Annotated in this window: 23 protein-coding genes and 1 tRNA gene; 9 read left to right on the forward strand and 15 right to left on the reverse strand. The window is 70.8% G+C overall.

The window, feature by feature from the left end; genetic code table 11:
• Positions 1-4 precede the first annotated feature (4 nt).
• The 9 genes from ACGFIB_RS35705 to ACGFIB_RS35745 are packed head-to-tail and all read right to left on the reverse strand — an operon-like array spanning position 5 to position 9,831.
• The gene (locus ACGFIB_RS35705; protein WP_191054587.1) at positions 5-949 is read right to left on the reverse strand and encodes a diacylglycerol/lipid kinase family protein; all 945 of its coding nucleotides are present in this window, start codon (positions 947-949) and stop codon (positions 5-7) included.
• A 27-nt stretch (positions 950-976) separates the two neighbouring features.
• Positions 977-2,347: a cytochrome P450 gene (locus tag ACGFIB_RS35710; protein WP_357251196.1), complete on the reverse strand. Its 1,371-nt coding sequence runs from the start codon at positions 2,345-2,347 to the stop codon at positions 977-979.
• Between the two features lie 28 nt (positions 2,348-2,375).
• Complete coding sequence (locus ACGFIB_RS35715) at positions 2,376-3,680, reverse strand: NAD(P)/FAD-dependent oxidoreductase (RefSeq protein WP_393377859.1); 1,305 nt, start codon at positions 3,678-3,680, stop codon at positions 2,376-2,378.
• Positions 3,677-4,846: a flavin-containing monooxygenase gene (locus ACGFIB_RS35720; RefSeq protein ID WP_393377862.1), complete on the reverse strand. Its 1,170-nt coding sequence runs from the start codon at positions 4,844-4,846 to the stop codon at positions 3,677-3,679. The genes ACGFIB_RS35715 and ACGFIB_RS35720 overlap by 4 nt, the downstream gene beginning before the upstream one ends.
• Before the next feature lie 15 nt (positions 4,847-4,861).
• Positions 4,862-5,338, reverse strand: coding sequence for a hypothetical protein (locus tag ACGFIB_RS35725; RefSeq protein WP_191054583.1), 477 nt, complete (start codon positions 5,336-5,338; stop codon positions 4,862-4,864).
• Between the two features lie 16 nt (positions 5,339-5,354).
• Positions 5,355-5,861: a type II toxin-antitoxin system RatA family toxin gene (locus ACGFIB_RS35730; protein WP_357251187.1), complete on the reverse strand. Its 507-nt coding sequence runs from the start codon at positions 5,859-5,861 to the stop codon at positions 5,355-5,357.
• A complete protein-coding gene (locus ACGFIB_RS35735; RefSeq protein ID WP_357265518.1) occupies positions 5,854-7,146 on the reverse strand; it encodes an aspartate aminotransferase family protein in 1,293 nt (430 codons plus the stop codon). The genes ACGFIB_RS35730 and ACGFIB_RS35735 overlap by 8 nt, the downstream gene beginning before the upstream one ends.
• 10 nt (positions 7,147-7,156) lie before the next feature.
• Positions 7,157-8,293, reverse strand: a complete 1,137-nt coding sequence (locus tag ACGFIB_RS35740; protein WP_191054581.1) for an acyl-CoA dehydrogenase family protein — start codon at positions 8,291-8,293, stop codon at positions 7,157-7,159.
• Between the two features lie 14 nt (positions 8,294-8,307).
• On the reverse strand, positions 8,308-9,831 hold the full coding sequence (locus tag ACGFIB_RS35745; RefSeq protein ID WP_317985065.1) for an aldehyde dehydrogenase family protein: 1,524 nt from the start codon (positions 9,829-9,831) through the stop codon (positions 8,308-8,310).
• 283 nt (positions 9,832-10,114) lie between these two features.
• Between ACGFIB_RS35745 and ACGFIB_RS35750 the strand changes: the two genes are divergently transcribed.
• Together ACGFIB_RS35750 and ACGFIB_RS35755 are read left to right on the forward strand one after the other, a co-directional pair.
• On the forward strand, positions 10,115-11,119 hold the full coding sequence (locus ACGFIB_RS35750) for a bifunctional lysylphosphatidylglycerol flippase/synthetase MprF (protein ID WP_357251180.1): 1,005 nt from the start codon (positions 10,115-10,117) through the stop codon (positions 11,117-11,119).
• 29 nt (positions 11,120-11,148) lie between these two features.
• Positions 11,149-11,233: transfer RNA gene (locus tag ACGFIB_RS35755), tRNA-Arg, on the forward strand.
• A 45-nt stretch (positions 11,234-11,278) separates the two neighbouring features.
• Here ACGFIB_RS35755 and ACGFIB_RS35760 read toward each other — a convergent pair.
• Together ACGFIB_RS35760 and ACGFIB_RS35765 are read right to left on the reverse strand one after the other, a co-directional pair.
• Entirely contained in the window at positions 11,279-12,745 is a 1,467-nt protein-coding gene (locus ACGFIB_RS35760; RefSeq protein ID WP_357265512.1) for a helix-turn-helix transcriptional regulator, read from the reverse strand.
• Positions 12,746-12,860: 115 nt separating this feature from the next.
• Positions 12,861-13,889 (reverse strand): ParB/RepB/Spo0J family partition protein, encoded by a 1,029-nt coding sequence (locus tag ACGFIB_RS35765; protein WP_191054577.1) that lies wholly within the window; start codon positions 13,887-13,889, stop codon positions 12,861-12,863.
• 1,538 nt (positions 13,890-15,427) lie between these two features.
• Here ACGFIB_RS35765 and ACGFIB_RS35770 point away from each other — a divergent pair.
• Positions 15,428-16,855 carry a condensation domain-containing protein gene (locus ACGFIB_RS35770; protein WP_357265508.1) on the forward strand — a complete coding sequence of 476 codons (1,428 nt, stop codon included), beginning with the start codon at positions 15,428-15,430 and terminating at the stop codon, positions 16,853-16,855.
• Between the two features lie 65 nt (positions 16,856-16,920).
• On the opposite strand, the gene ACGFIB_RS35775 is transcribed toward ACGFIB_RS35770, so the two are convergent.
• Positions 16,921-17,412 carry an SSI family serine proteinase inhibitor gene (locus ACGFIB_RS35775; protein WP_357032001.1) on the reverse strand — a complete coding sequence of 164 codons (492 nt, stop codon included), beginning with the start codon at positions 17,410-17,412 and terminating at the stop codon, positions 16,921-16,923.
• Between the two features lie 210 nt (positions 17,413-17,622).
• On the opposite strand from ACGFIB_RS35775, the gene ACGFIB_RS35780 reads away from it, so the two are divergent.
• From ACGFIB_RS35780 to ACGFIB_RS35795, 4 genes are all read left to right on the forward strand, one after another.
• On the forward strand, positions 17,623-18,750 hold the full coding sequence (locus tag ACGFIB_RS35780; protein WP_357251171.1) for a trypsin-like serine peptidase: 1,128 nt from the start codon (positions 17,623-17,625) through the stop codon (positions 18,748-18,750).
• 288 nt (positions 18,751-19,038) lie between these two features.
• Positions 19,039-20,220 carry a trypsin-like serine peptidase gene (locus ACGFIB_RS35785; RefSeq protein ID WP_357032007.1) on the forward strand — a complete coding sequence of 394 codons (1,182 nt, stop codon included), beginning with the start codon at positions 19,039-19,041 and terminating at the stop codon, positions 20,218-20,220.
• A gap of 69 nt (positions 20,221-20,289) precedes the next feature.
• Positions 20,290-20,574, forward strand: a complete 285-nt coding sequence (locus tag ACGFIB_RS35790; RefSeq protein WP_142575663.1) for a hypothetical protein — start codon at positions 20,290-20,292, stop codon at positions 20,572-20,574.
• A 167-nt stretch (positions 20,575-20,741) separates the two neighbouring features.
• Entirely contained in the window at positions 20,742-21,872 is a 1,131-nt protein-coding gene (locus ACGFIB_RS35795) for a trypsin-like serine peptidase (RefSeq protein WP_357251168.1), read from the forward strand.
• Positions 21,873-21,888: 16 nt separating this feature from the next.
• On the opposite strand, the gene ACGFIB_RS35800 is transcribed toward ACGFIB_RS35795, so the two are convergent.
• Positions 21,889-23,286 carry a hypothetical protein gene (locus ACGFIB_RS35800; protein ID WP_357251165.1) on the reverse strand — a complete coding sequence of 466 codons (1,398 nt, stop codon included), beginning with the start codon at positions 23,284-23,286 and terminating at the stop codon, positions 21,889-21,891.
• A 307-nt stretch (positions 23,287-23,593) separates the two neighbouring features.
• Positions 23,594-24,757, reverse strand: a complete 1,164-nt coding sequence (locus ACGFIB_RS35805; RefSeq protein ID WP_357251162.1) for an NAD(P)-dependent malic enzyme — start codon at positions 24,755-24,757, stop codon at positions 23,594-23,596.
• Between the two features lie 294 nt (positions 24,758-25,051).
• Here ACGFIB_RS35805 and ACGFIB_RS35810 point away from each other — a divergent pair, with 294 nt between their 5' ends.
• Positions 25,052-25,579, forward strand: coding sequence for a CGNR zinc finger domain-containing protein (locus tag ACGFIB_RS35810; protein WP_142575665.1), 528 nt, complete (start codon positions 25,052-25,054; stop codon positions 25,577-25,579).
• A gap of 84 nt (positions 25,580-25,663) precedes the next feature.
• On the opposite strand, the gene ACGFIB_RS35815 is transcribed toward ACGFIB_RS35810, so the two are convergent.
• Positions 25,664-25,978, reverse strand: coding sequence for a S24 family peptidase (locus ACGFIB_RS35815; protein WP_229689972.1), 315 nt, complete (start codon positions 25,976-25,978; stop codon positions 25,664-25,666).
• Positions 25,979-26,062: 84 nt separating this feature from the next.
• On the opposite strand from ACGFIB_RS35815, the gene sodN reads away from it, so the two are divergent.
• On the forward strand, positions 26,063-26,464 hold the full coding sequence (gene sodN, locus ACGFIB_RS35820) for a superoxide dismutase, Ni (protein ID WP_142575666.1): 402 nt from the start codon (positions 26,063-26,065) through the stop codon (positions 26,462-26,464).
• Positions 26,465-26,659: the final 195 nt, after the last annotated feature.

Below are 26,659 nucleotides of genomic sequence, written 5' to 3' on the forward strand. Positions count from 1 at the left end.
GTGATCACCTCTCACTGAACCACGACGGCGCCTCGGCCGCGGTGAGGACGGTCAGGGCGGCCGGGACGACGTGGACGTCGTAGGACGGGCTGGTCCGCGGCATGAGCTCCCCGTCGTGCTCGTACAACAACGGCTGGCCGTCCAGGCGCGCGACGGTGATCCGTTCGCCGCGCCCCCATCGCACTCCCGGCACGTCGTAGACACGGCCGTACAGGGCGGCCTGCCCGAACTCGTCCATGTTCACGGCGGCGGTGACCACGGTGATGTCGAGCTTCCCGTCGTCCACGATCGACTCCGGCACCAGGTGCAGCAGGCCTCCCCGGTAGCGGAAGCCGGCCACGATCGTCTCGATGACGTCTCCCTCGTAGACGACCTCGCCGTCGACGGTCACCCGGCCGGGGTACGGCACGTAACCCTCCATGGCGGCCAGGGCGGCCGCCATCAGCAGCTCCCGTCCCCTCCCCGCCATCCTCCTGGCCGCGAGCAGGGTCTCGGCGAACAGGCCGCTGCCCGAGCCCAGCAGCACCAGGTGGTCGTTCTGCTCGATCCTGGCCAGGTCGATCGTCCGGCTGACGGCCTCTCCCCGCAGCGCCGACCCGGCCACGCTCTCCCACGGCTGGTCGTTCCACAGCCCCCGATAGCTGGAGTTGCCGGTTCCGGCCGGCGCGATCAGGAGCGGGGGAAGCGCGGCGACGCCCGTCTCACGGGCCTGGCACAGGCCGGCGGCCACCTCCGAGACCGTGCCGTCGCCGCCGACGGCGACGATGATGTCCGGAGGAGCGGAGCCGACGGCCAGCTTGTAGGCGATGCCGGCCGCGTCGCCCGCCGCCGTGGTCGCGAAGACCTCCACGCCGGCGGTGCCCACCTCTCTCATGGCGCTGACGGCGGCTTCGCCGTCGCCGCCGGCCGCCGGGTTGACGACCGCGGCGACACGCACCTGCTGATTCATGTTCACACCTTTCGCGACGCTCCGGCGTCAGTCGCGTCTGCGGACGACGCGAAGACGCGTGCCCTGCTTGGGGATCATGGTGATGTGGCGCATCGCGCTGCCCTCGTCACCGGGGTCGACGGTCTCCAGGTCCACCGCGCGCAGCAGCGCGGCCATCACGTTCTCGACTTCCACCTGGGCGAACGTCGCGCCGAGGCAGCGGCGTACGCCGCCGCCGAAGGGGATCCAGGCGTTCTGCGGGGGGCTGCCCTCCAGCCACCTCTCCGGGCGGAAGCGCCGCGCGTCGGGACCCCACAACCGGGGATCGATGTGCACGGCGCCGACGGACGGCAGCACGGAGACTCCGGCGGGCAGCCGGTAGCCGGCCAGCTCGATGGGCGCGGTGAGGCGCCGCGCGACGTTGTGGATCACGGGCCGGACCCGCAGCGCCTCCTTAAAGACGGCGGTGCGGTAGGGGTCCTTCGGCTCGTCCAGTCCCTCGCGCACCCGCGCCAGCACACGGGGGTGGCGCAGCAGGCGTTCGAACAGCCAGGCGAGGGCGACCGCCGTCGTCTCGTGCCCGGCCACCAGGAGCGTCATCACCTCGTCGCGCACGACCACGTCGTCGGGTTCGTCCTCCAGCAGCATGGACAGGGCGTCGGAACGGCTGCCGCGCGACGGATCCCGGCGCCGCCTGGCGATCTCGGCGTGGATCAGCTCGTCGGTGTGGTCGAGACTGCGTACGTAGTCGCGCCACGGCCACACCTTGCCCAGCTCGGGCCGGATCCAGACCAGGATGTCGGACAGGCGGATGTCGGACACGCGGCGCAGCGCCCGACCGAGCTCGTCCGCGCGCCGCAGGTCGTCGACGCCGAACACGAGCCGAACCATGATCTTGAGGGTGAGCGCGTAGGCCCGCTCCAGGAATCTGAAGGGCCGGTCCACCGGCCAGCTCCGCGCCTCCTCAATGGCCATCTCGCGCATCGCCTCGGCCATCGTGGCGATCCGCTCGTGATGGAAGGGCGGCATCATCCGCTTGCGGGCCGGCCTGTGCTCCGGCGCGTCGAGCGTCAGCACCGAGTGGCGGCCGACGATCGGCACCAGGAGGGAGTTGCCCTCGCCCGCGTGGAAGACCTCGGGCGCGCCCCGGAAGACCTCCCGGATGTGTTCGGGATCGCGCAGGATGACGAACGGACCGCCGGGCACGACCCGCAGCGTGACGATGTCCCCGAACCGGTCGTGCATCTCCGGCAGGTAGTGCTGGCGGCCTTGCCGGAAGCGGATGGTCTGCCACAACACCGGGTGAGACGGACCCGGCGGCATTCCCTCCGTCGAGATGTCGACCGACGCGCGGCCGATCGACGCCGACGACATCAACCGCTCGTTGGCGGTCGCGTTGTCGCTGCCTAGGCTGTCCATCGGTGTTCCTCTCTGACGGGACGCGACGTCACGACACGTCGGACACTGCGGTGAGATGCGCCAGGTAACGGTCGAGGGCGCGGTCCACGAGACGTCCCCGCGGCACCCACGGGGCCTTCGCCCGGGTCCAGGGCAGGCGAGGCGGAGCGTCCTCGTCGCCGTACGCGATCCAGGACGCGAGCCGGGCGCCGTGGTAGACCGAGGCCGCGAGCCCGTGCCCGTTGCACCCGCCCGCGTAGTACAACTCCGTGTCGTGCGGGTGGCGGCCGACGACCGGCAGGCCGTCGCGCGTCACGCCGATCGGCCCCGCCCACACCGACTCGAGCTCCACCTCGGCCAGGAGCGGGGACAGTTCCCGTACCGCCGCGCGGAGCCTCCCGGGGAGCGGCGCGGACGAACCGTACGGCCCGCGCCGGATCGCCCCTCCGCCCACCACGAGCCGCCCGTCGGAGGTGAGCCGGAAGTACGGCGACAGCTCACCGTGCCCGATCAGCGGCTCGGCCGTGAGCGGCGACAGCGCGGCCAGCACCGCGTCCGGCAGCTTCTCGGTGACCCCGGCCTGCACCCGCACGCCCACGACGCCCGCCGGCGCTCCCGGACCGCTGTAGGCGTTGATCGCGATGACGACGTGGTCCGCGACGACCTCGCCGTGATCGGTGACGACGGTGATCAGCAGGCCGGGCCGCACGTCGCGGACCGGGCTGCGCTCGAAGACGGTCAGTCCGCGCTGCTCGCCGATCCGCGCCAGATGCGCGGTCAGCGCGGCCGGGTCCAGGGTCGCGGCGGGCGCGTACCGCAGCCCGCTGGTCCAGGAGGCGCCGATCTTGGGCAGCGCCTCGCGGGTGAGCAGCGGGATGTCCAGGCCGAGGGCGCGGGCGGCCTCGGCCTCGCGCGCCTGCTCCTCGGCGGCCGTGTCGCCGGACGCGACGACGAGCTGACCGCCCGGCGTGAGGTCGCAGGGGATCCGATGGCGTTCCACCAGGTCCATGACGTGCCGGACCGCGGAGATCGACCAGTGGTAGGCGGCCCGCGCCACGTCGTCGCCGTAGCGGCGGCGGGCGACCGTCAGGGCCGGGCCGACGCGCGGCCCCAGCAGCCCGGTCCCCCGGCCGCTCGCACCGGCCGCCACCTGGTCGGCCTCGATCACGACGACCCGGCGGCCCGGGTCGAGTTCCAGCAGTTCCACCGCCGTGGACAGCCCGGTCAGGCCGGCGCCGACGATGGCGACGTCACAACGGTGCGGGCCGTGCAGGCGGGGGCGGGGGCCGGCGGAGCCCGCGCCGGCCCAGTGCGGTCCGAGACCGTTCGCCGGGCCGTCCGGCCGCCCGCTCACCACGCGATCCCCAGGACCCGGAGGGGGTTGAACCGGCGGGTCCTGGTGATCGCCTGGGCGATCGCGTGTGCGTCCAAGGCCATGTCGGGCAGCTGCCCCGGCGGCAGCCGGAACCCCTGGAAGTACAGTCCCGGCGCGTGCGGGGCGCATCTGCCGCCGTGCACGACCGACCGGCCGCCGGGCCTTTCCAGCACGCCGAGGTGCCCGACCAGGCCGTCGATGCCGGGCCGCTGGCCGGTCGCGGCGATGACGACGTCCGGCTTGATGCCGGCGCCTCCCTCAAGCATCACGGCCTTCCGGTCGAACCCGGCGACGCCCGGGACGATCTCGATCGACCCCTCCCGGACGGCCGGGATCAGGCCGCGGTCGATCGCGCCGTAGGCGTGCCCGATCCGGGCCGTGCCCGCCAAGGTCCCCTCGGTGGGCGGGGCCAGGCCGTACGGTGTGAGGTCTCCCCAGTGCCACCGGTGCATCAGCAGGCTGCCCCGGTTGACCAGCCAGTCCGGCAGCGGCCCGTGTTTGATGGCCTGGCTCAGCAGCGACGTGACCGGGCTGAGCTTGAACAGCACCGGGGTGTTCCGGATCGACATGCGGACCCGGGACGCGCCGGCCCGCATCACCGCCACCGCGATGTCGATCCCCGTCGGCCCGCACCCGACCACCAGGACGTCCTTGCCGACGTAGGGCTCGGGCACCCGGTAGTCCCGGGCGTGCAGGAATTCGCCCTCGAACTCGTCCAGGCCGGGCCAGTCCGGCACGTACGGCGTGCGGTGCAGGCCGGTGGCGACCACGACGTTCGTGGTCGTCAGGTCGCCGCCGGAGGTGCGCACCACCCACCGGCCGTCCTCGCGGTCGATCCGCCGCGCCTCGGTCCCGAACCGGATGTCGGGATCCAGGTCCCGGACGTACGCCTTGATGTAGGCGAGGAAGTCGTCCCGCATGGGCCAGGGGCCGTACTCGGCCGACAGCTTCCTGCCCGGCAGGTGGCTGAGCCGCCGCCAGGAGTTCATCCGCATCGAGGGGTAGTAGCTGTACCAGGTGGAGCAGGGGACCTCTCCCCGGTCGAGCAGGAGGGGGTCGAGTCCCGCCGCCTTCAGCGTCCAGGCGACCGCGAGACCGCCCGGCCCCGCGCCGATGATGACAGGGCGTTCCAGACTCTGAGACATCGCGTTCCTCACCGATCAGATGCGCGTGGGGACGGCGAGCTCCGCGTCGTCCCGCCCGAAGACGCGCCTGTCGAACTCCGCGAACTGCGGGATCACCGCGGGTTCGAACGGCACGCTGAAGGACTTGAGGAAGTTGCCGAACAGCGCCCGGTCGCCGCACAGGTGGATCGGCACCACGAGCAGGGCCCACTCGAAGCCGGCGACCGCGGCCCACGCCCCCACCACCACGGCCTGGGTCACCATGCTGTGCATGGTGTTGTAGAGCACGTAGTAGACCTTGGAGATGGGGCGGCCGCGGGCGCGCCTGAAGGCGATCGCCCCCGGGATGTAGCCGATCACGTCGATGTAGGCGAACAGCGCCACGGCCGGCAGCCATCGCACCTCGCGGATGTGCCAGAGGAACAGCACCGAGCACACGACGAGGGCGACGGCGTACTCCGCGCGGAGCAGCCGGTAGGTGACCAGGCTCTGGAAACGGTTCGCGTGGTCCATGCCATCCTCCCGGAGCCTAGGCCGATTCGACGGCCGCGCGCTGACGTTCGAGCCGGGCGCGTACGGCCATGGCGATCGCGGGCTCGCCGACGACGGCCGCCTCTCCCAGCAACCGATGCACGATGGTGGCGATCGCCTCCTTGAGCACCTTGGCGGCGATCGGCTCCAGCACTCCGGCCAGGCTCGGGATCCCGAAGTCGAACGTGGCCTCGAAGGTGATCACGCAGCCCGTCGAGGCGGGCTCGACCCGCCACGTCCCGCGGAACACGTCGAAGTCGCCGGCGGTCTGCTCGAAGACGATGCGGCGCGCGCCGCGCTGGATGTAGTCGGCCTCCGACCAGCGCAGCGGGCCGTTGCGGAACAGGATGTCCCACTCGCTGACCAGCGTCTCGCCGTCGTTGTCCCGCACGACGACTGAGCGGACCTCGTCCACGAAGTCGGGATATCGCTCGAACTCGGTGATCCGCTGGAACGCGAAGTCCGCGTCCACGGGCGAGTTCAGGGTGAGTTCGACACTACGCATCCGCATGCACCTCGTACTCGGGGTTCTGCTCGGCGACCAGCGCGACCGCCCGCTCGAACCGTTCCAGAAGGAAGGCGATCTCCGATTCGCCCAGCGTGGCGGGGGGCGTGAGCCGGACGACGTGGTCGGAGCTCAGGGACACGTTCGCCACGACGTCGTGCGCGACCAGTGCCATGAAGAGTTCGATCGCCATCGCGGGATCGGCGAACTCGATCCCGATGAGCAGGCCGACCCCGCGCACCTCGTGCCGCTGGTGGACCAGGCCCGCCGCCATGATCCGCCGCAGTTCGGGCGTGAGCCGCTCACCGAGCCGCGCGGCCCGCCCGACCAGGTCGTCCTCGCGGATCGCCCGGATCGCGCCGCACACCGCGGCCATGGCGATCGGAGCCGCGGAGAAGGTGGAGGTGTGTAGGACCGGATCCCGGTCGAGGGCCGCGAAGGTCTCCTCGGTGGCGACGGTCGCGGCGACCGGCAGGACGCCGCCGCCGAGCGCCTTGCCGGACAGCAGGATGTCCGGGCGCACCCCTTCCAGGTCGACGCCCCACCACGCGCCCAGCCGGCCGAGGCCGGTCTGCACCTCGTCGGCGACCAGCAGCGCGCCGTACTCGGAGCACACCGCGCGCACGTCGCCGAGGTAGCCCTCCGGCGGGATCACCACGCCGCCCTCGCCCTGGACGGGCTCGACGATGACACAGCACTCGCCCGGGTGCCGCCGCAGGACGGCGGTGAGCGCCTGCACGTCGCCGAACGGCACGTGCGACACCCCCGGCAGCAGCGGGTGGAACGGCTCCCTGAAGGCCTCTTTCGCGGTCACCGACAGCGCGCCCAGTGTCTTGCCGTGGTAGCCGCCGGTCATCGCCACGAGGTGACGCCGCCCGTTGAGCCTGGCGATCTTTATGGCGGCCTCGACCGCCTCGGCCCCCGAGCCGGAGAAGTGCACCCGGGTCAGGCCGGGCGGGGTCACGGAGGTCAGGAGCTCGGCCGCGCGGGCGGCCACCGGGTCGAGGAAGATCCTCGTCCCGACGGGGTGCCGGTGCAGCTGCCGCTCGACCTCGGCCACCACGATCGGGTGGCGGGCGCCGCAGATGAGCACGCCGTACCCGCCGGCGTTGAGCAGGCGCCGGCCGTCGCTGGTGGTGAGCCACGCGCCCGACGACTCCACCTCCACCTGCCCGCCCAGCACCTCGGCCAGGCGGGCACGGCCGGAGCTCATCGTGCGCCGGTACAGCGCCGACACCTGCTCGTCGCTCATCCCCGCGTCGTACGTCAGAAGGTTCTCGATCATCGACCGGTCCTCACGAGACGCGCAGGACGTCGCCCTGGAAGTACGCGGCCAGGTGCCGCCGCGTCCCGGAGCGCGAGGGTGGGTGGAAGGTGACGCAGTGGGCGGCCGCGGCGAGGTAGGCGACCTCCGGCGAGGAGATGAACGCCATCCCGCCCAGCGCCTCGACGGCCAGTTTCTCGGCGTCCAGGATCGCCTCCTGCGCGCCGTACCGCGCGACCATCGCCTTCGCCAGGGCGGCGTTGTCGCCCTCGCGCGCCATGAGCTGCGCGGCGATCCGCTCCAGCAGGAGCGTGGCCGTCTCCAGCCGCACGCCGAGCTCGGCCGTGAGGTCGGCGCCGAGCTTCCCGCTCCCCAGCGCCCGCTCGGCCAGCGCGCTGACCATGCCGAGATAGCAGGAGGTGATGAGCATCTCGAACCACATGAAGCCGATGGTCTGCAGCTCGTCCAGCTCGCCCTGCGCACCGACCTCGGTGGGGACGAGGAGGCGGTTGTCGACGTACACGTCGGTCAGCCGCACCTCGTCGCTCTCCGCACCGGCCAGCACGTCGCTCCCCCAGAACGGATGCACCGACAGCCCCGGCGTCTCCTTGGGGACGAGCATCAGCATGACCTCCGACCCGCCGTCCTCGCCGGGCACCGCGATGCTCGCCGAGAGCAGGTCCATGGAGCGCGACATGCTGCAGGGCCGCTTGGACCCGTTGACGACGACCCCGTCCTCCTTGCGTACGCCGGTGACGGTGGGCGACAGGATGCCCTGGCCGGGGTTGCCCTCGGCGAACGCCGAGGACACCAGCAGGTTCTGGGTGGCGATGCCCTCCAGCAGCGCCCACTCGACGCCGCTGGAGCGCAGGCTCTCGGCGAGGGAGAAGATGGTCGCCACCGAGAAGTGGTGCATCGTCGAGGCGACCGACAGGGAGGGGGCCGCCGCGCCGATCGCGCGGGTGACCTGGATCGCCTCCATCGGCGTGACACCGCGCCCCTCGTACGCCTTGGGGATCACCAGCCCCGGTCCGCCGCTCGCCTTGAACAGGTCGAGCGCGGGGTTGCCCGGCTTCTCCAGTTCGAGCAGCGGAACGGCCGCCAGCTTGGCCAGCAGGCCCGGCAGGTGCCGCTCGCAGACCGCGCGTGCTTCGTCCATCGTTCGCATGGAGCCGCCCCTCCTCAGTCCGCCGACCCGGATTCGCCGGTGACGATCGAAATGCCCTGCAGGTGCGTGGCCCGGAGGGCGGGATAGTTGGCCTCGCCGAAGGCGCCGCCCGTCAGCCCGGTGCCGCCGTGCGACGGCAGGGGCGCGGTGAACGCGATGTGCGAGTCGTTGACCTTGAGCAGGCCGCCCCCGGCGATCTCGGCCACGTACCTGCCGATCACGGCCTCGTCCCCGGCCCACAGCGAGTTGCGCAGGCCGTACCGGTTGGAGTTGACGAACCCGATGAAGGCGTCCAGCAGGATCTCGTCGTCCGCGGGCTCGGGCACGACGACGGGCAGCAGCGGGAAGAACGTCTCCTCCCGTACGGCCTTGAGGTCGCGCGCGCCCCCCAGGCCGTCGATCCTGAGCACGGTCGGCTGCAGGAAGAACCCGGAGGCGTCCGGAGTGCCGTCGATCTGCATGCCCTGCCCGCCGGTGACGACGGTGGCCCCGGCCTCGACCGCCTCCGCGAGGAACTCGTCGAACCGGTCGTGGCGCAGCACCGGCGACAGCAGCACGCCGTCCTCTTCGGGATAGCCGGGCCGCAGCGCCTCCGCCCTGGCCGCCAGCCGGCTGATCAGCTCGTCGGCCACCTCCGGGTGGACCAGCGCCTGGTTCGGGACCATGCACAGCTGCCCGGACCCGTAGAAGCTCTCCGTCAGCGCGGCCGCCGCCGCGTCCAGATCGGCGTCCTTCCAGATCAGGACGACGTCGTTGCCGGCCAGTTCGAGGATCGGCTTCTTGCCCATCTCGACGCATCGGCGCTCGATCTTCAGCCCGGTGGGGGTGTCGCCGAAGTACATGATGTCGTTGACATGCGGGCTGGCGATCCAGGTGTCGAGCATGCGCCCCGGGCTGCCGCAGACGATGTTGAGCGTGCCGGGCGGGGCGCCGAGCTCCTCCAGGGTAGGGGCGATCATCGTACGCAGGACGTGGGAGACGGCGAACGGCGCCGCCCGGGGCGCGCGGACGACGACGGCGTTGCCCCCCGCGATGCTCACGGCGCCGAGCAGCGCGCTGACCAGCGGCGCGTTCGCGGGCGGGCTGACGCACACCACGCCGTCGGCCTGACGCCTGACGATGTTGCGGCGGCCGTCGACGGTGAACTCCTGCCACATCTGGCCGCGCAGGAACTCGACGGTCTCCGCCCTGGTCAGCTCCAGCATCCCGGACAGCTCCCAGCGCGCCAGCTCCACCGGGTGGCCTTCCAGGGTCAGCATGTGGATGAGCTCGTCGCGCCTGTCCAGCAGGACGCGCCGGATCAGCCCGGTCCAGGCGTCGAGGCGCGTGGACAACGGCGCCGACCGCCAGATCTTCGTGGCCTCCGCCGCCGCGGCCAGCGCGTCCTCGATGGTCTCGTCCTCCGCCAGCGCGACGCGGCCGGCGATCACGCCCGGCGGCGCCTCGTCGAGGGATATCACGCCGGATTCCAGCCTGCGTTTCAGCGTCAGGCTGGCGAACGAGTCGTCCAGAACCGCGCGCGGCCGAAGGCTGTACACCCATCTGCCGCTCTCGACGTCCTTACCTCGAACAAAGCTGCCCAACGAAGGCACTCGTTGGGTTTCGGTGATGTTCGCCGCCACCACGACCCCGCAATCCGCGTTCCAGGCGTTTTCGACAGCCGGTGGCGCGTTTTCGATGCGCACCGCCGAGGACATGCTTCGCAAGTATTGGAACCGGCCCTGACACAGCCCTGACATGACCGGGGACGCGGCGTCGACCCGGCGTCAGAGAAGGTCCCTATGGTCGAGACCGACGAACTCCGAATCGTTGGGAGCAGGCATGAAGGCGCCCGACTCGCCCCGGTTGCAGAGCCGGGACGACATCCTGTCCGGCCTCGAACGGCACGCGGACAACCCGAGCGCGTTCCTCGCCCTCAACCGCGGCAACGAGTACTTCGCCTGGCCCGGGATCGACGGTTTCGTGTGCTACCGGCCGTACGGACGCCGGTGGCTGCAGTTCGGCGGGCCGTTCACGGACGCCGCGACCAGAAAGGAGCTGGAAACCAGGTTCATCGAGCACGCCCACGCCGGCGGCCGCCGTGTCATCGGCGTGCAGCTCCAGCGCGCGGACGCGGAACTGTTCGCCCAGCTGGGATTCACCGTGAATCAGGTCGGCGCGTCCTACGCCGTGGAGCTGGCGGATTTCAACCTGCGCGGGAAGCGGTTCCTCAAACTGCGCAACAAGATCTCCCGCGCGCTGCGCGCCGGCCTCGAGATCGCGGACGTGGACGCCACCCGATACGCCGAGGACGTCGCCGGAATCGACGCACGCTGGCTGCGCGACAAGGGCCGCCACACCAAGGAGCTGACCTTCCTGATCGGCGAGATCGGCGGGGAGTGGCAGCCGCTGCGCAAGCTGTTCCTCGGGACGATCGGCGGCAGGCCCGTCGCGTACGTCTCCTTCGCTCCCGTGTACGGCTCGCGCCCGGGCTGGCTGCACGACCTGAGCCGGCGCCTGCCCGACTGTCCGCCCGGCGTGATGGAGGCGATCAACTTCCACGCCGTCGAACACTTCCGCGCCCTGGGCACGCCCTGGCTGCACTTCGGCTTCACGCCCTTCACCAGCCTGGACGAGGAGCACGAGCTGGCGACGGCCAGCGGTGCGAGCGCGCGGATCATCCGGCTCATCGCGGACCACGGCGATCGTGTCTACCCGGCGAAGAGCCAGCTGGAGTACAAGCTCAAGTGGGGTCCGTCGGCGATCCTGCCCGAGTATTTCGCCTTCGACGGCGGACTGTCGCCACGGTCCCTGTGGGCCCTGGTGCGAGCGACGAACATCCTGTGACCGGGGGCGACCCCGGCGACGCAGGGCAAGGAAGGGTACTCGAAGCGGCCCAACGAGGACCGGGGCGACCCGGTCGGGTGCAAGCCCACGCAGGTTCGAATCCTGCCCCTTCCGCTCCGTGATGACGTGGGTCCGGGCGTGGTGATCGTCCGGCCCGTCCTACCGCGGCTCGGCGTCCCGCCGGCGCCCGGGCGCGAGCACCGGGCCCGTCTGCGCGAGGAGCCGGCAGAGCTGGGTGCGGCTGGACACGGCGAACTTCCGGAAGATCCGCCGTAAGTGGAAGTTCACGGTGTGCGGTGAGAGCCCGAGCTCGTTGGCGACCTGCCGGTTGGTCATGCCGCGCGACACGAGAGTCGCGACCTCGCTCTCCCGGGCGGTGAGCCTCGGCGGGCAGGCGGGCGCGGCCTCCGGCGCGACCTGCCGGGCCGGGCGGGCGCCGGACGGCGCAGGCGAGCTTTTCCGCTCCTGCGACGCGACGAAAGCGGGAAGGGCGTCGTCGAGGTCCAGCAGCAGCGGGAGCGACCGGTCGTCGCCCCGGTACACGGCCCGCGCGTGCTCCTCCGCGACCGCGAGCAACTGGACCTCCCGGTTGTCGCCGGCCAGCCGTTCGATCGCGCGCAGCGCCCGCTCGGCCAGCGCGGCGTCCCCCGCCCGGAGCGCGACGGCCACCAGCCAGACCGGCCGGGTGACGTCCTCGGCGAAGCACGCCGACTCGGTCGCGAGGAGATGCCACCGGTCCCGGATCTCCTCGGCGCCCGCGCGCGGTCCCTCCTGCGCGGCCACCAGGGCGATCTCGGCGAAGGCCGCCCGCGCCCTGGTGTCGGCCGGAGTGTGCCGCCCGGTCCGGGCGTGGAGCAGCTTGAGGCACGCGGCCGCCTCGTCGCGGTCGCCGAGACGGAGATGGGCCACGGCCGCCACCGAGAGCGCGAGCTCGACCCCGATGATCGATCCCCGGCGCTGGGCGACCTCCAGCGTCTCCGCCGAGGACGCCAGCGCCTTCTCGAACTCGCCGGCCTGCAGGTGCAGGGACGACCGCAGGGCCTCCACCACGGGCTCGAAGGCCAGCAGCCCGCAGTCGTGGACACATGCCTCGATCTTGCCGACCAGCCGGTGCGCCTGACCGCGCAGATGCAGGTCGGTGAGCTTCTTCGCCAGGAGGACGAGGGCGTACAGGTGCCACTGGCCGCAATCGTGCCGGGACTGCTGGAGCGCGTACTGGTTCAGCCTGAGCCCCTGGAAGAGCCGGCCCGAGTGCCAGAGCCGGTCCGACTCGATACAAAGATGGACGACTTTGGGGGGGCCGGGGACGGCGAGGACCCTCCCGTCGACGCCCGTCTTCCAGCGGTCGGGGTCGGGGCCGACCACGGACTGCAGGAGCATCCTGAACGCCACGATGCTCGGGTAGGCGGGCTGTGACGCGTCCAGATCGGCCAGGACGGCCTCGGTCAGGCCGAGCGCGCCGGCGAAGTCGCCCCGGACGAAGCTGATGTTCGCCTGGTTGAGTCGCTTGACGGCCTCGCAGTCGGCCAGGTCCTCGTAACCGGAGGCGATCAGGTACAGGACGTCGCTGATGTACGAGGGGGCGGCCGCGGCGATATCCAGCAGGTTTCCGCCCATGCTCGCCATTTGCGTCTCCTTCACATCCATCCTTCCGTTGTCGGCTGCTTGTCCGGTGCAGTGCGGATCGCACGGGAATCGGGCCGGATAGGCGGCATGCGCGGTCAGGCGGGGAAGCCGGACACTAGACCGCCGGACCGTCCACACCCGGTGACGACCGGAAGTCGGGACCCGCCCGGGTCCGGCCGTTTCCACGCCACGACCCGGATCGGCGTCCCGGGGGCCCTTTCCCCCGATCGGATTCGGACCCGCCCACGTCGCGCAGACGGCACGCGAGATCCCTCCACTCGGCGGCGCACCTGTCGGCCACGGCGGCCAGGACGAAGGCGGCGTGCGGGGGCAGGCCGTCGATGACGCCGGCCCATTCGCGGGGCCGCAGGACGCGCGAGAAGAACCACCGGATGGCGCCGCGCCCCGACTCCGTGAACCGCAGCGACGGATCCTTGCTCAACCGCCGCAGCACCCCGTCGACGGACGACTCGGTCACCTGGGCGGCGACCTCGCCGGGGACGGTCTGGTTCTCCTGCCCTAGCCCCTTCCCCGCGTCCGGTGCGGTGTCCTTCTCCTGCAGCATGCGTCTGCGCACCTCGCGCACGGTGTTGGGAGAGACGCCGGCCGCCCGGGCGAGCTGCCGGAGCGAGGCGCCGGGGTTCTTCTCCACCAGTTCCTGCACGTGCTTGCGCCCGGCGCTGCCGTTCACCGGCCGCATACGGCCGTCCCTGCCCATGCGTTTCCCGGGCTCCTGTCCCGGAGGTATGGTCCGGTCACGGATGTTCTTGACCGTCGCCGCGCTCAGGCCCGTGGTCGCCGCTACCCAGCGGTCCGACCGGCCCGGGAAGTAACGCAGGATCTCGACTGCCGCGGCCGCCCTGTCGGCGTACGAGAGCGGCAGGCCGTGTGCGGTGTTGGCCCGCACCGCGAGAGCGAACGCCTCACGCTCGTCCCCGGTGAACAGCACGGCGTGGATCGTCGTCTGGCCACGCCGCTTCGCGGCCGCGACGCGGTGCATCCCGTCGATGATCCGCATGGACGGGTGATGGACGATGATCGGTGGGAGGGCGACGCGTATCTCCGCCAGCACACGGGTGTGCTCGACGTTCTCGCCATCGAGACGCGGCGACTTCGGCGGCAGCAACGAGCCGATCGACAGCACCCGCGTCCCCACGGAGGAGGGCGGGACCGCAAAATCGTTCCCCTGGCTCCCGGCGGCACGATGATGATACGGATCCGAACCGTTCCCACGATTTTCTTCCATGCGTCATCACCCATATGCATCATGTGAGTCCAGCCCTCCCCGGCTTTTATCCGGCGACGGACGAGTGCGACGTGACCGGCCGGGCGCGCACACCGTCCGGTGACCCGGCGGATACCGACCGTATTCCATTTACTCCGGACCGATTCAGGAAAACCCGCAGATCGGCGCACACAACTCCGGACGACACCCGGGGCGATGATGAGGGCCGGAGCCGCGCGCTGGAGAGTCGCTCACGGCACGCCTGCACATAACCCCGTCAACGGACCGTGCGATCTCGGCACCCTCCGGCAGCGCACAACGAACCTCCCCATGGTTTCATTGGCCGGTTTCATCCCTCGACCGACGCATGCTAAGCACGGCCCGGCGGCCGAGGCAATGAGTTAGCGGACGAATCGGCGCCGACCGGATCAGCGTTTTCGCTGTGGACCGATCCGAATTCGGCTCGCGCGCAATGCGAGTGGTGATTGTGCGGCGCATGCGACTTCTGCGACGCGATGCAGCGCGTCCGTGGAGGGGTACAGCGCGTCATGACACCGCTTTCACGAGGACGGACCGGAGGTCCGGGAGCCGGCGCGGCGCTCGGCGAAGCCGCCGCCCATCTGACTGCTGACGTATACGTATCGCCTGCTCATGCGCCTTGGAGAGCCGTCCGATCGGCGCCCGCCCGACAGGCGCCGCCAGGCGGAAACGGCTTGGCGAGCCCGCGATCCGGGCGGTTTCCGGCCCCTCCGCGTCACCGCCCGCCCGGCCGTGTCAGCAATCGGCACGGCGCGGGACTTCCCTGGATAAGCGCGCCGGATAAAGGAGTCGACGACGATGCGCGGGGCCGTTCAGAATGCACACCGCACACGTCAGCCACAGAAATGTATTTCGAGATTAACCCGGAGCCGCGCAAAGCGTCAAGGCGGCTGTGAACAGCATCACGCCACAGCCGGATATCGGACGTCACCGACCGCAGTCCGGCTGGCACACGGTGCAATTGATAATTGTTTGGCACGTTCCACTATCGCCATCCGGAGAAAGTGTGCGAGTGCACGGCCGCACAGTTGCACACCCGGCGACGGGTCTGAGCACGTACGGACCGCCGTAACATCCCGGGCGGTACGGCCGGCCTTGACGGGTCACCGGGCCACGAATACGTTAATGATATTGCTATTGGGCGATCAGCCATTAGCGCCTGCTTCGTCAAGCCACGCTCAGCCTCGCCGTTCACCGCCCGAATGTTTCGGGACCTCTCACCCTTCGTGCGCACGCACCGGATAGAGACGGGCACGGTACGCGAAAGACCGCACACGCGTCCGCTTTCCCGCGCTTCCACTTGAGAAAGCATTCATCGCTGAGATCGCCGCGGCATCGGCTCGATCGCCGACGCCCCTCCGGGACCCGCACTCGACGACGGGGGAACCGAAACCATGAGCAGATCAGGGGAGGGCTCCGTGAGAGCCGACTTCGGGACGGGCTTCCGGAGGGGCAGGCCGCCGGGCGTCCTCCCCCGGCCGGCGAGTGAGACCCGTCCGGGCCGGGCCGGCGACGGCTCCCCGGGGCAGGCGCCCACGACGCCGTCGTGGACCTACCCCATGACGCTGGAACAGGAGTCGATATGGCTCGACGACCAGCACGGCGACGGGCCGTCCCACCATCTCGAGTCCCTCGCTCTCGAACTACGCGGGCACGTCGACCGGCAGGCCGCCGCATCGGCGGTCGCCCGGATCGTGGCCCGTCACGAGGCACTGCGGAGCCGGTTCGTCCTGGACGGGGGCCATCTGCTCCAGGTCGTCCTGCCCCCGCGGAACGTGCCCGAGATGGCCCACCACACGTGCTCCCCCGAGCAGGCCGAGGCGAAGCTGCACGAACTCGCCCGGCGGCCGATCGACCTGGCCGCGAGCCCCATGCGCGCCGCCCTCCTGGAGACGTCGCCCGAGGCGATGATCCTGTGCGTCCAGTTCCACCGCATCGTGGCCGACGACCGGGCCGTGCGCACCTTCGCGCGGGAATTCGCCGAGCACTACCGCGCCTGCGTCGAGCACCGCCCCCTGCGGTCGGCGCCACCCCCCATGCAGCCCGGCCCGTACGCCATCCGGCAACGCTCGACGCCACGCGACCCGGCGGCGCTGACCTACTGGCTCGACAACCTGCGCGGCCTGTCCCCCGGCACGGCGACCACGATCCCCCCGACCGTGGAACCTGGAACACCGCCCCGCTGCGACCGGGTCACCTTCACGCTCGACCCCGCTCTCGTCGAGAGCCTCCGCGCCGCCTGCGGCAGGCTCAACACCACGCCCCTGGTTCTGTTCGCCGCGACGACGGCCCTCCTCCTGCACGCCACCGGCGGAGCACGCGACGTCATCGTGGGCACCCCGATATCTCACCGGGGCAGCGCCGACCGTGATCAGATGATCGCCCCGCTCACCAGGCTTCTGCCGCTCCGGCTGCGGCTCGCCCCCGGCCAGTCGTACGCGGACCTCGTCAGGCAGACCAAGCGGAAGGTTCACGAGGCTCTCGTCCACCGGAACGTGACCCAGCACGACTTCGTCCGGTTCGTCCTCAGGTCGCGGTCCGGCGCCCTGCGGCTGTGCCGCACTCTGATCGTGGTCGACGAGCCCGAGCAGTCACGCATCGACCTCCCGGGCGCGACCGCCCGGCGGCTCCGCGTGGGGCCGGGACCGTCGTGGGCCGACCTCTGTTTCACGTTCGTCGTCGACGGCGGCGAACACCTCGGCTTCCTGGACTACGCGGCCCACCTGTTCTCCGCCACGACCGCGCGGCACCTCGCCGAGACGTTCCGCACACTGCTGACGTCGTCCCTCGGCGAGCTCCGCGGTGCTGGCCGCCCACCGGTGGACCAGACGAGAGCGGGCACCTGACCACACGGCCATCGCGTCCCCGGCCTTTACGTCCCCCGTACGGCGCGTGCGGTTGGCTGCGTGTGTCAGAAGTCGAACAGCACCCCGGCGGCCGACCGCATCTCACAGTCGTTGCCGAAGGTGCGCCGGAACTGGAAGTACTTCCCGTCCCATATGCCGCTGGCGGTGACCGTGACAGGTGCGTAGATCATCGTGCAGGGCTGGGTCGCGTTCACCCGCAGGGCACTCGGGTCGGGACCCGTCCTGTTCAGCCACGCGCACGCCTTCTGCGCCGACGGGTGCGAACCGCCCACCGGTGCGCAGTTCAGGAAGGCCGACCGCTTCGCCGGCTCCGCCTGTTCGCCGTCCGCGACGGTCAGGATCACCGCCCGCACTCCGGAGGCGGCCGGCCGGGACGCCCGCAGGGCGACCTCGGGCGGTGGTGGAGCCGGCAAGGTGTCCGCCCGTGCCGGGACGGCCGTCCCGGCGTCGCCGGAGGACCCCGGCTGGGCCCAGGCATGGGCAGAGGGGCCGGCGGCCAGTGCCGCACCGGCCAGTAGGACAAGCAGCGGTTTCATGCGATCCCCCCGTTTCCGCTGGTGACCAGCGTTCTCACAGGAGACCTCCAGGGCAAGCGTCCACTCCGGACCTCACCGAAACGTGGCGTACCACAGAACACATCAGTTCCGCTCGATTCATAACGAGCTGGACAAGAAGGTGTGCCACAACCGTATGGATCTGGAAAAATCACCCCTTACAGTCCATATCTCCGCCCCGAGAGGCTCACGGTGACCAGGAAGCTCACACTCGCCGCCGGTGGCGTCGTCGCCGCCGCGAGTGCGGTCGCCGTGCTGTGGAGTCATGGACCGGCCGTTCCCGCGACCGCCGCGTCCCGCGTGGCCACGACTCCGGTCTCCGCCGTGACCGGCGTCAACAAGAACGGGGTCAGCGCCTTCCCCCTCGCCCCCACTCAGGCGGACGAGCGGCGGGTGGCGGCCTACTGGAGCCCGGAGCGGCTCAAGCAGGCGAGCAGCTACGTGCCGAGCACGAAGCCGTCGCGCTCGACCAGGAGCACGACCTCCGCGGCGGAGGTGGGCCCGGGAGACGCGAAGACCCGCGCGAGGGCCCCGCGTGCCGCGGCGCCTCCGCCCGTGGCCTCCCCGCCGATGGTGGGCAAGGTGTTCTTCAAGGTCGGCGACAAGGAGTACTGGTGCTCCGCCTCCGCGGTGCACTCCGCCCACCGCAACCTCGTCGCCACCGCCGGGCACTGCGCGTACGCGCTGTCGCAGGACAAGCCGGTGCAGAACTGGGTCTTCATCCCCGGCTACCACGACGGCGTCGCCCCTTCCGGCATCTTCGTCGGCCACACGCTCTACATGCAGGAGGACTTCGCCGGCCAGGGCGACTTCGACCGCGACTACGCCTTCGTGACCGTGCACCGGGGCTTCTCCTGGCAGCCGTACGTGGAGAACGGAAGGCTCAAGTACCGGTCCGTCGACGCGGGCCGGCTGGAGGACAAGGCCGGCGCCTTCAAATTCGCCTCCGGCAAGCCGCTCGGACGATCGACCTACGTCTTCGGCTATCCCGCGGGGGCCAATCCCGACGGCAGCCGCCCGTATACCGGCCAGACGGTGACGTCGTGCAACGGCACCACCGAGAAGAAGTTCGTCAGCGCGCCGACCTGGCAGCTCGAACACGGGGTGCGGCTGCCGGGGTGCCCGTTCACCGCCGGCGCGAGCGGCGGCCCGTGGGTGATCGGCTACAGCGCCACCACGAGGACCGGCTACCTCACCGGGATCACCAGCCTGACCTGGAACCTCAGCGGCGGTGGACGGCTCGACGCCGTCTCGACGCCCTACTTCAACCAGTTGACCCAGCGGGTGTACGCCCAGGCGAGCAAGCAGGCCACCGACTGACCTCTCCCGGGGACGAGCCCCTCTGAATGTGATCTGCATCACACCGCCGCCCCCTCCCCGGCTGCGCCGAGTGCTCGACTTGACACGGAAGTCGTTCGAGTGGACCTGCACTGATCGCCCGGCGCGCCTCCGGCCTTGACAAGCGGTGTTGAGAATCACGGAAAAGTCACGTGCGTGACGTCCCTGAAAGTACGTAAAACACGGATAAAGGCGAGAGGTACTGTCTTTACTAGCCCTTTACTGACGGGTGGGACGCATGTGGCGTACCACGACAGCACCTGGAGATTCATGAACACGCGAGTCAAGCGCCTGATCCTCCCCATCGGGGGCGTGGCCGTCGCCGGCCTCGTCGGGGCCACGATGGCGGTCCCCGCTCAGGCCGCCGGTGACACGGCCCACGACACTCTGGCCGGCAGCGGCATCGCCGCGAAGAACGTCATCGCCTACTGGCTCAACCAGAAGGCCTCCAACCTGGTCCACGCCACCCCGTACGGGTACGAGAGCCAGGTCAGCGCCAAGCACATCTCGACCGGCGGGCCGTCCGCCGACAGCAAGCCCGGCACCGTCTCCGCCACCGGCGGCGGAAAGTCCGCCGGCAGCCTGAAGAACGTGAACCTGCCGCGCACCACCGGCAAGGTCTTCTTCCGCGGCGGCGACGGCAGGCCGCACTGGTGCAGCGCGACCTCCGTGCACTCGAAGTACGGCAACCTGGTCGCCACGGCCGGGCACTGCGTCTACGACACCAAGACGAACCGGGCCACCATGGACCGCTGGGTCTTCATCCCCGGCTACTACCAGGGCAAGGCGCCGTGGGGCATCTACGTCGGCAAGACTGCCTACACCCACTACGACTTCGACGTCTACGAGGACGGCGACCGCGACTACGCCTTCGTGACGGTCTACAACGGCATCAAGGCGGGGCGCGGCGGCGACCTGCGCAACGTCGCCGAGTGGAGCTGGAAGCAGGTCGACAAGAAGACCTACACCGGCCACGACCGCTTCCTGCGCAAGAGCAAGGGCGGCAAGTACTACGTCGTCAAGTTCACCGACGCCGGCCGGCTCGAGAGCAACGTCGGCGCGCAGGGCCTGGCCTACAACCAGAAGGTCGGCAGCTCGGTCTACGTGTTCGGCTACCCGAGCGGCTCGCACCCGGACGGCAACCACGCCTTCACCGGCCAGACCCTCAAGTGGTCGTACGGCAAGACCTTCGCCGCCAAGGCCCCCGCGGTCAAGGGCGAGGAGCTCGTGGGCGTCAAGTCGTCCTTCACCGGTGAGGGCTCCTCGGGCTCGTCGTGGCTGCTGCGGTACAGCAGCGCCAAGCGGCTCGGCTACCTCAACGGCGTCACCAGCGGCGTCTCGGACACCGACGGCAACAAGCGGATCGACACCAGCGTCTCCCCGTACTTCGACGGCGAGACCTACGGCGTCTACAAGGCCGCCGCCGGCAACTGGTCCGGCTCCATCGCCTGAATCGCGGACGCCACGGAACAGGTTTCCTCGTGGCATGCTGAGTGAACGGCGATCACGAGGAGACCAGCGATGACCCACCCTGCCGACACACAGCCCGCCCTTCGGCGCACCCCCCTGGACGCGGAGGAAAGGGCGCGTGCCGAGATGGCCTTCTCGCAGCTCGTGGCCGGACACCTCGTCGCGCAGGGCCGGTTCAGGATCACCGCCGACAGCCCGGAAATGGTGGATCTGTGGCAGACGGTCGCCCGCAGGGTGGGTGAGGCGCTGCACCGGCCGGTGGTCAGCTACGCCAATGGCCGGGACATCGTCATCACCTTCGCCCAGGAGGCCCCGACTCTCACCACACAGGCCTGAGCACCCCCGGGAAGTGCCCCGTCGCGTCGCGGCGGGGCACTTCCGTGTCCCGGGGACAACCACGTCCCGTCCGCGTTGTTTTCCCGACTTGATCCCCCTCGCTGTATGTTCCTCGCAGCCCATTCACGTGTGGGGCGCTGGAGACGTTCCTCAGCAAGGAGACCCGGTTGAAGCGCATCCTCCTCCCCCCGCTGTGGGGTGCGGCGGCGACGGCCGCGTTGCTCGTCGGCGGAACGGCGGTGCCCGCTCACGCCTACGAGATCACCGTGACGACACCCCTCGTCTCCAGCGCTAAGGCGGCGGGGGTGATCGCCTACTGGCTCGGGGACGGCGGACGCCCGCTCGCGGAGGCCACTCCCGTCTCCGCGACGGCCGGGATCGACGCGACTCGCGTCACGACGAGAGACACCGCTCCCGGTGGCGTACGGGGCGTGGTGCCGGCCTCCGCCGGGGTCAGACGGGCGGCGGGCCCGTCGAGGAACGTCAACCTGCCGAGGACGACGGGCAAGGTCTTCTTCGTCGGCTCGGACGGCCGCCCCCACTGGTGCGCGGGCACGTCCGTGCAGTCCGATCACCGCAATCTCGTGGCGACCGCCGGGCACTGTGTGTACGCCACAAGGCCGGCGGAAGCCGCAGCGGGATCCACGGAAGAGGCCACCGCGACGCCCTACCGCTACTGGATCTTCATTCCGGGGTTCGCCGGCGGAGGCACGCCATGGGGCGTCTACGCCGGCGACCGGGCCTTCGCCCACAGCGACTTCACCAGGTACGGCGACCTGGACCGCGACTACGCGTTCGTCACCGTCCACGCCGGCGTGCTGCCCAAGCGCGTCACGCTGCGAAACGCGGCGCAGTACGCGGCGTTCTCCGCCGGGCCGAAGTACCGCACGGCCACCGGCTACACCGGCGTGACGCTGCTTCCCACGGGGCGTCTCGGCGACAAGGTCGGCGGGCAGGGCCTCGCCTACAACCTGCCGGTCGACCGGCCGCTCGCCATCTTCGGCTACCCGATGCGGACCGCCGCGGGCCCCGCGAGCGGGCGCACCCGGCTCACCCGTGCGTACGGCAAGCCCTTCCTCGCCCAGGACCTGTCCAGGAGGGCCAACGAACTGGTCGCCGTGCGCTCGGCCTTAACCGCCGCCTCCGGGTCGCCGTGGCTGGCCGCCTACCGTGGCGTACGCGGCCTGGGGTACCTGAACGGCCTGACGATCGGCCTGTCCGGCTCGGCGACCGGCCTGTCGCCGTACTTCGACGGAGAGCTGTTCCAGGTCTACGACACGGCCCGGCGCGTCGGCTGAGGTGGCCGACGCCTGTTCAGACGCCGACAGCCTCCCTGCCCGCGCTCTCCCTGTTTTCTGAGCGGCCCCGGCCCCGGCCGCGCTCCAGCAGCTCCGCCACCCGCGGCTCCGCGGCGTACGGCGCGAACCGGCGGCACATGTCCGCCGCGTACGTCCGGGTGCGCGCCGACTGGATGCCGTCGGCCAGATCGAGTGCCGACGACGCCGCCTGGCACGCCTCCTCCAGCTCGCCCTCCTGGATGAGCGCCGTGGCGAGCAGCGAGAGGTTGAACATCTTGCCGCGCACATAGCGCCCGTCCATCACCAGCGAGCGCCGGGCGTGCCGAACGGCCCGCGCCCCGTCGCCGAGGTCGCGCAGGCAGTGAGCCGACTTCGCGGCCAGGTAGGCCTCGTCGAAGTAGCCGATCCAGCCGGGCTCGTTCTGGGGTGTGCGCCGGTCGAAGGCGATCTCCGCCTCGTGCAGCGCCCCGCCACACGCCGTGCGCTCCCCGAGCAGGGCCAGGGCGTGCGCCTCCAGCACCCGGGCCTCGGCCAGCAGCGTGCCGACCCCCGAGCGCCGGGCCGCCGCGACGGCTGCCCTGGCCAGCTCCAGCGCGTGCCGGGGATGCCCGATGTACACGGCCTGGTGGCTCATCCCGGCCAGGATCTCGCCGCACAGGGCGTGGTCGCCCGCACCCCGCGCCAGGCCGAGCGCCTGGATCAGATAACGCTGGGCCAGCCCGTGCTGCTCCAGGTCGTAGGCCATCCATCCGGCCAGCCGGGTCAGCTCGGCCGCCGCGGTCGCCAGCGAACGCCCGGTGGCCTCGCCGTAGGCGCCCTCGCGCAGCAGCGGCGTCACGGCGGTGTGCAGGTAGCGCACGACCGGGCCCCGGATGCTGCCGCCGCCGAACCGGTTGTCCAGCTCACCGAACGACCGGGTGACCTCGCGAATCGCGGCCACGTCGGAGGGCCCGACCCGGCGCGGCCCGTTCGCGGAGAGCCCCTCCCCGTCGGGCGCCGCCAGCCAGCGGAACATGCCCGCCGAGCCCGCTCCCAGGGCGAAGGTGGAGTCGAGCAGGAACCTGCGCCGCTCGACGTCGGCCCTCCACAGTGCTGTCACGCTTGCCACACCCTCCTCCCACGAATGGGGGAACTCCTGTCCCAGATCGGCGGGGACCGTTCCGCGCGGCATGCCGATGTCCTCCCTGGACACCTGCCGCCCCAGCCGCAGCGAGAAGATCTCGGCCAGCAGGCCGGGAACCGGTTCGCGCGGGCGGCGTCCGCCGATCCAGCGCAGCACGGAACCGTGGTCGTACCGCATCCCCCGCAGCCCTCGGGCCGAGCCGAGACCGTTGAGCCGCCGGGCCAGACCCTTGCGGGACAGTCCGGCTTCGGTGAGGTGCTGCTGGAGCAGGCGGTTGGAATCAGGTCGCATCGCTCTCCAACCGGGACAGGCAATAGCCGAGTTGGTTACGGAGAGCTTTCTTTATAGCACTAACCGTAAGGACCTAAAGGGATTCCCAAACTTTGACGGCCCCGGCAAGGGGAGGCTGACGTGGAAGGACGAAGGGCCGCACCCCGCGCGTTCGCGCGGTGCGCGGCCCTTCGGGGTCCGTGCCTACGTCCTGTCCTACCTGCGTCCGGTCTGTGCCTGCGCCGGTCTGTGCCCGCACCGGTCCGTGCCTTCGTCCGGTCTGTGCCTGCGCCGGTCCGTGCCTTCGTCCGGTCCTGCCGGAGGACGGCTACTTGCGGGCGACGCCGTCCTCACGGGCCTGCCGCGCCACGGCGGCGATCACCGCGGACGCGACCCGGGTGTCGAACGGCGAGGGGATGACGTAGCTCTCGGCGAGGTCGTTCCCGACCACGGCCGCCAGCGCGTCCGCCGCCGCCACCTTCATGTTCTCCGTGATCGTCGTGGCGCGGACGTCGAGCGCGCCGCGGAAGACCCCGGGGAAGGCCAGCACGTTGTTTATCTGGTTGGGGTAGTCGGACCGGCCGGTGGCGACCACGCGGGCGTGCCGGCCCGCCACCACGGGGTCCACCTCGGGGGTGGGGTTGGACAGCGCGAACACGATCGAGTCCGGCGCCATCGCCGCGATGGCCTGCTCCGAGACCGTCGACCCGGACAGGCCGACGAACACGTCGGCGCCGGCGAGCGCCTGCTCGGTCGGCCCGGACAGGCCCGCCTTGTTCGTGTCGTGGGCCAGCGCCCACTTGACCGCGTTCAGATCCTCGCGGCCGGTGTGGATGACGCCCTTGGAGTCGGAGACCGCGATGTCGCCGATCCCGGCGTTCAGCAGCATCCGCGACACGGCGACGCCGGAGGCTCCGGCGCCGGCCACCACCGCGCGCAGGTCGCCGAGGGACCGCCCAGTGAGGCGGGCCGCGTTGCGCAGCGCGGCGAGGACCACGATCGCGGTGCCGTGCTGGTCGTCGTGGAAGACGGGGATGTCGAGAAGCGCGCGCAAGCGCTCCTCCACCTCGAAGCAGCGGGGAGCGCTGATGTCCTCCAGGTTGATGCCGCCGAACGACGGCGCGAGCCTGACCACGGTCTCGACGATCGCGTCCACGTCGGTGCAGTCGATGCAGATGGGCACCGCGTCGACGCCGCCGAACTGCTTGAACAGCAGGGCCTTGCCCTCCATCACGGGCATGGCCGCGGCCGGCCCGATGTCGCCCAGCCCCAGGACGGCGGTGCCGTCGGAGACCACGGCCACGACGTTGGAGACCCAGGTGTAGTCGTTGACCAGGTCCGGGTTGCCGGCGATGGCGGTGCAGACGCGGGCCACCCCCGGTGTGTACGCGAGCGACAGGTCGTCGGCGTCGTGGACCGGAACGGTGGAGCGGACCTCCAGCTTGCCGCCGCGGTGCAGCGCGAAAGCGGGATCCAGGTCGAGCGATTGCAAGGAAACAGGTGTGATGGTCACAGCGACCCCAGTGTCGAAAGGACGAATTCCTTCGGTAGACGCCGTCAAGAGAACGAGAGCCCAGGCTTCGGTAGCCGCCGGAGGCCGTCGTCGTTGACGGTCGTCTCTTGAGGGGGTTACGGGGGTCACCCGTTCCCTGATTGTGCCACACGAAATGACAAGCGCCCCTTCCCGATCGGGTCATATATCGGTCCACACCAAGGTGTTCCCCCAGGCCACCGGGCGTGTAATACTCGGCTTTGCCAGTGATCTCTTACATACTTGGGCGCCCCAGTGGACTTGACGTCTTACGCCGAGCTGGCCGTTCAGCTGGTCAACATGGGCAACGAGCTCAAAGATCCCTTCTCCCTGCGCGCCCTGCTGGAGGAGACGGGCCGCACGGAGGCGGCCGCCCGCCTCACCCGCCGTGACATCGACGCGCTGTGCGAGCTGCGCGACGAGCTCGCGGGGGTCTTCGCGTCCGCCGCCGACGGCGACGACGTCGACGCGGTCGAGCGGCTCAACGGGCTGCTGGTCCGCCATCCGGTGCATCCGCAGATCTCCGGGCACGACGGGCAGCCCTGGCACCTGCACCTGACCGAGGGCGGCCGGGTGGCCGACGCCCTCGCGGTCGGGTCCGTCATGGGCCTGGCCAGCGTCGTGACCCGGCTAGGCGTGGACCGGCTCGGCATCTGCCAGGCGTCGCCGTGCCGCAACGCCTACCTCGACACCTCCTCCAACCGGTCGCGCCGCTACTGCTCGGAGCGGTGCGCCAGCCGGGCCAACGTGGCCGCCTATCGGGCGCGCAAGCGGGGCGCCTGAACCCCGCTTCTGACCCCCGCTTCTGAAATTGGCGCCCGGCCCCTGCACCGGCCCCCCGCGAGGGGCGGCCCTCCGGGGGCGCGGTCAGGCGGCCGGTGCGGGAAAGCGCAGCGCGGGCCGTGGCCAGTAACGCAGCACGACCCTGCCGACGACGTCCTCCTCGGGCACGGCGCCGAAGTCCCAGCTGTCGCGTCGCCCGGGGGCCGACTGGTTGTCGCTCTCCAGCCACCAGCCGTCGCCAGTGAGCCGGAAGGCCCGCTTGACGATCAGCCCGTGCGGCCGCCTGGCGACCACCACGTCGCCCGGGCGGACGGGGACGCCGAGCCGTACCAGCAGTAGGTCTCCCGGCCGCAACACGGGCAGCATCGAGTCGCCGGAGACACACACGGCGGTGAGCACATCCCCCTCCGCACAGTGATTTCGAGACGAGTAAGGTCGGTCGTGGAACAGTGCTGTCACCAGCATTCCTAAGGAAGGATTCCGATGCTCGCACGACTGCTGCGTCCCCGGCACGAGGTGTCCGCCCACTGCGACCTGCCGTGCGGGGTCTACGACCCGGCGCAGGCCCGCATCGAAGCCGAGTCGGTGAAGGCGATTATCAAGAAGTACGCCGACAACGACGACCCGGTCTTCAGGACCCGCGCGCTGATCATCAAGGAACAGCGGGCCGAGCTGGTCAAGCACCACCTGTGGGTGCTGTGGACCGACTACTTCAAGCCCCCGCACCTGGAGCAGTACCCGCAGCTCCACCAGCTCTTCTGGGACGCCACGAAGCTCGCCGGCGCCGCCGGTGCCAAGGGCACCGTCGACCCCGGACTGGCCGACGACCTCCTCGCGAAGATCGACGAGATCGCGAAGATCTTCTGGGAGACCAAGGCCGCCTGAGCCTCGGATCTCGGGCCCCGCACGGCCTCCACGGTCGCGCGGGGCCAGATCATCCCAAGACCTATACAAACTCCATAGTCGGTAGTACGGAATTTACGTGCAGTTACCTCCAAGGAACGCCACAATCAGCGCGTCCAGCCGGGGCAGCACCGCGCGAGTGGCGGTAAGTTGCAGTCAGCGGCACTCAGCCGGCTG

The organism is Microbispora bryophytorum, assembly GCF_043197435.1.
In the GTDB taxonomy this organism is placed as follows: domain Bacteria; phylum Actinomycetota; class Actinomycetes; order Streptosporangiales; family Streptosporangiaceae; genus Microbispora; species Microbispora bryophytorum.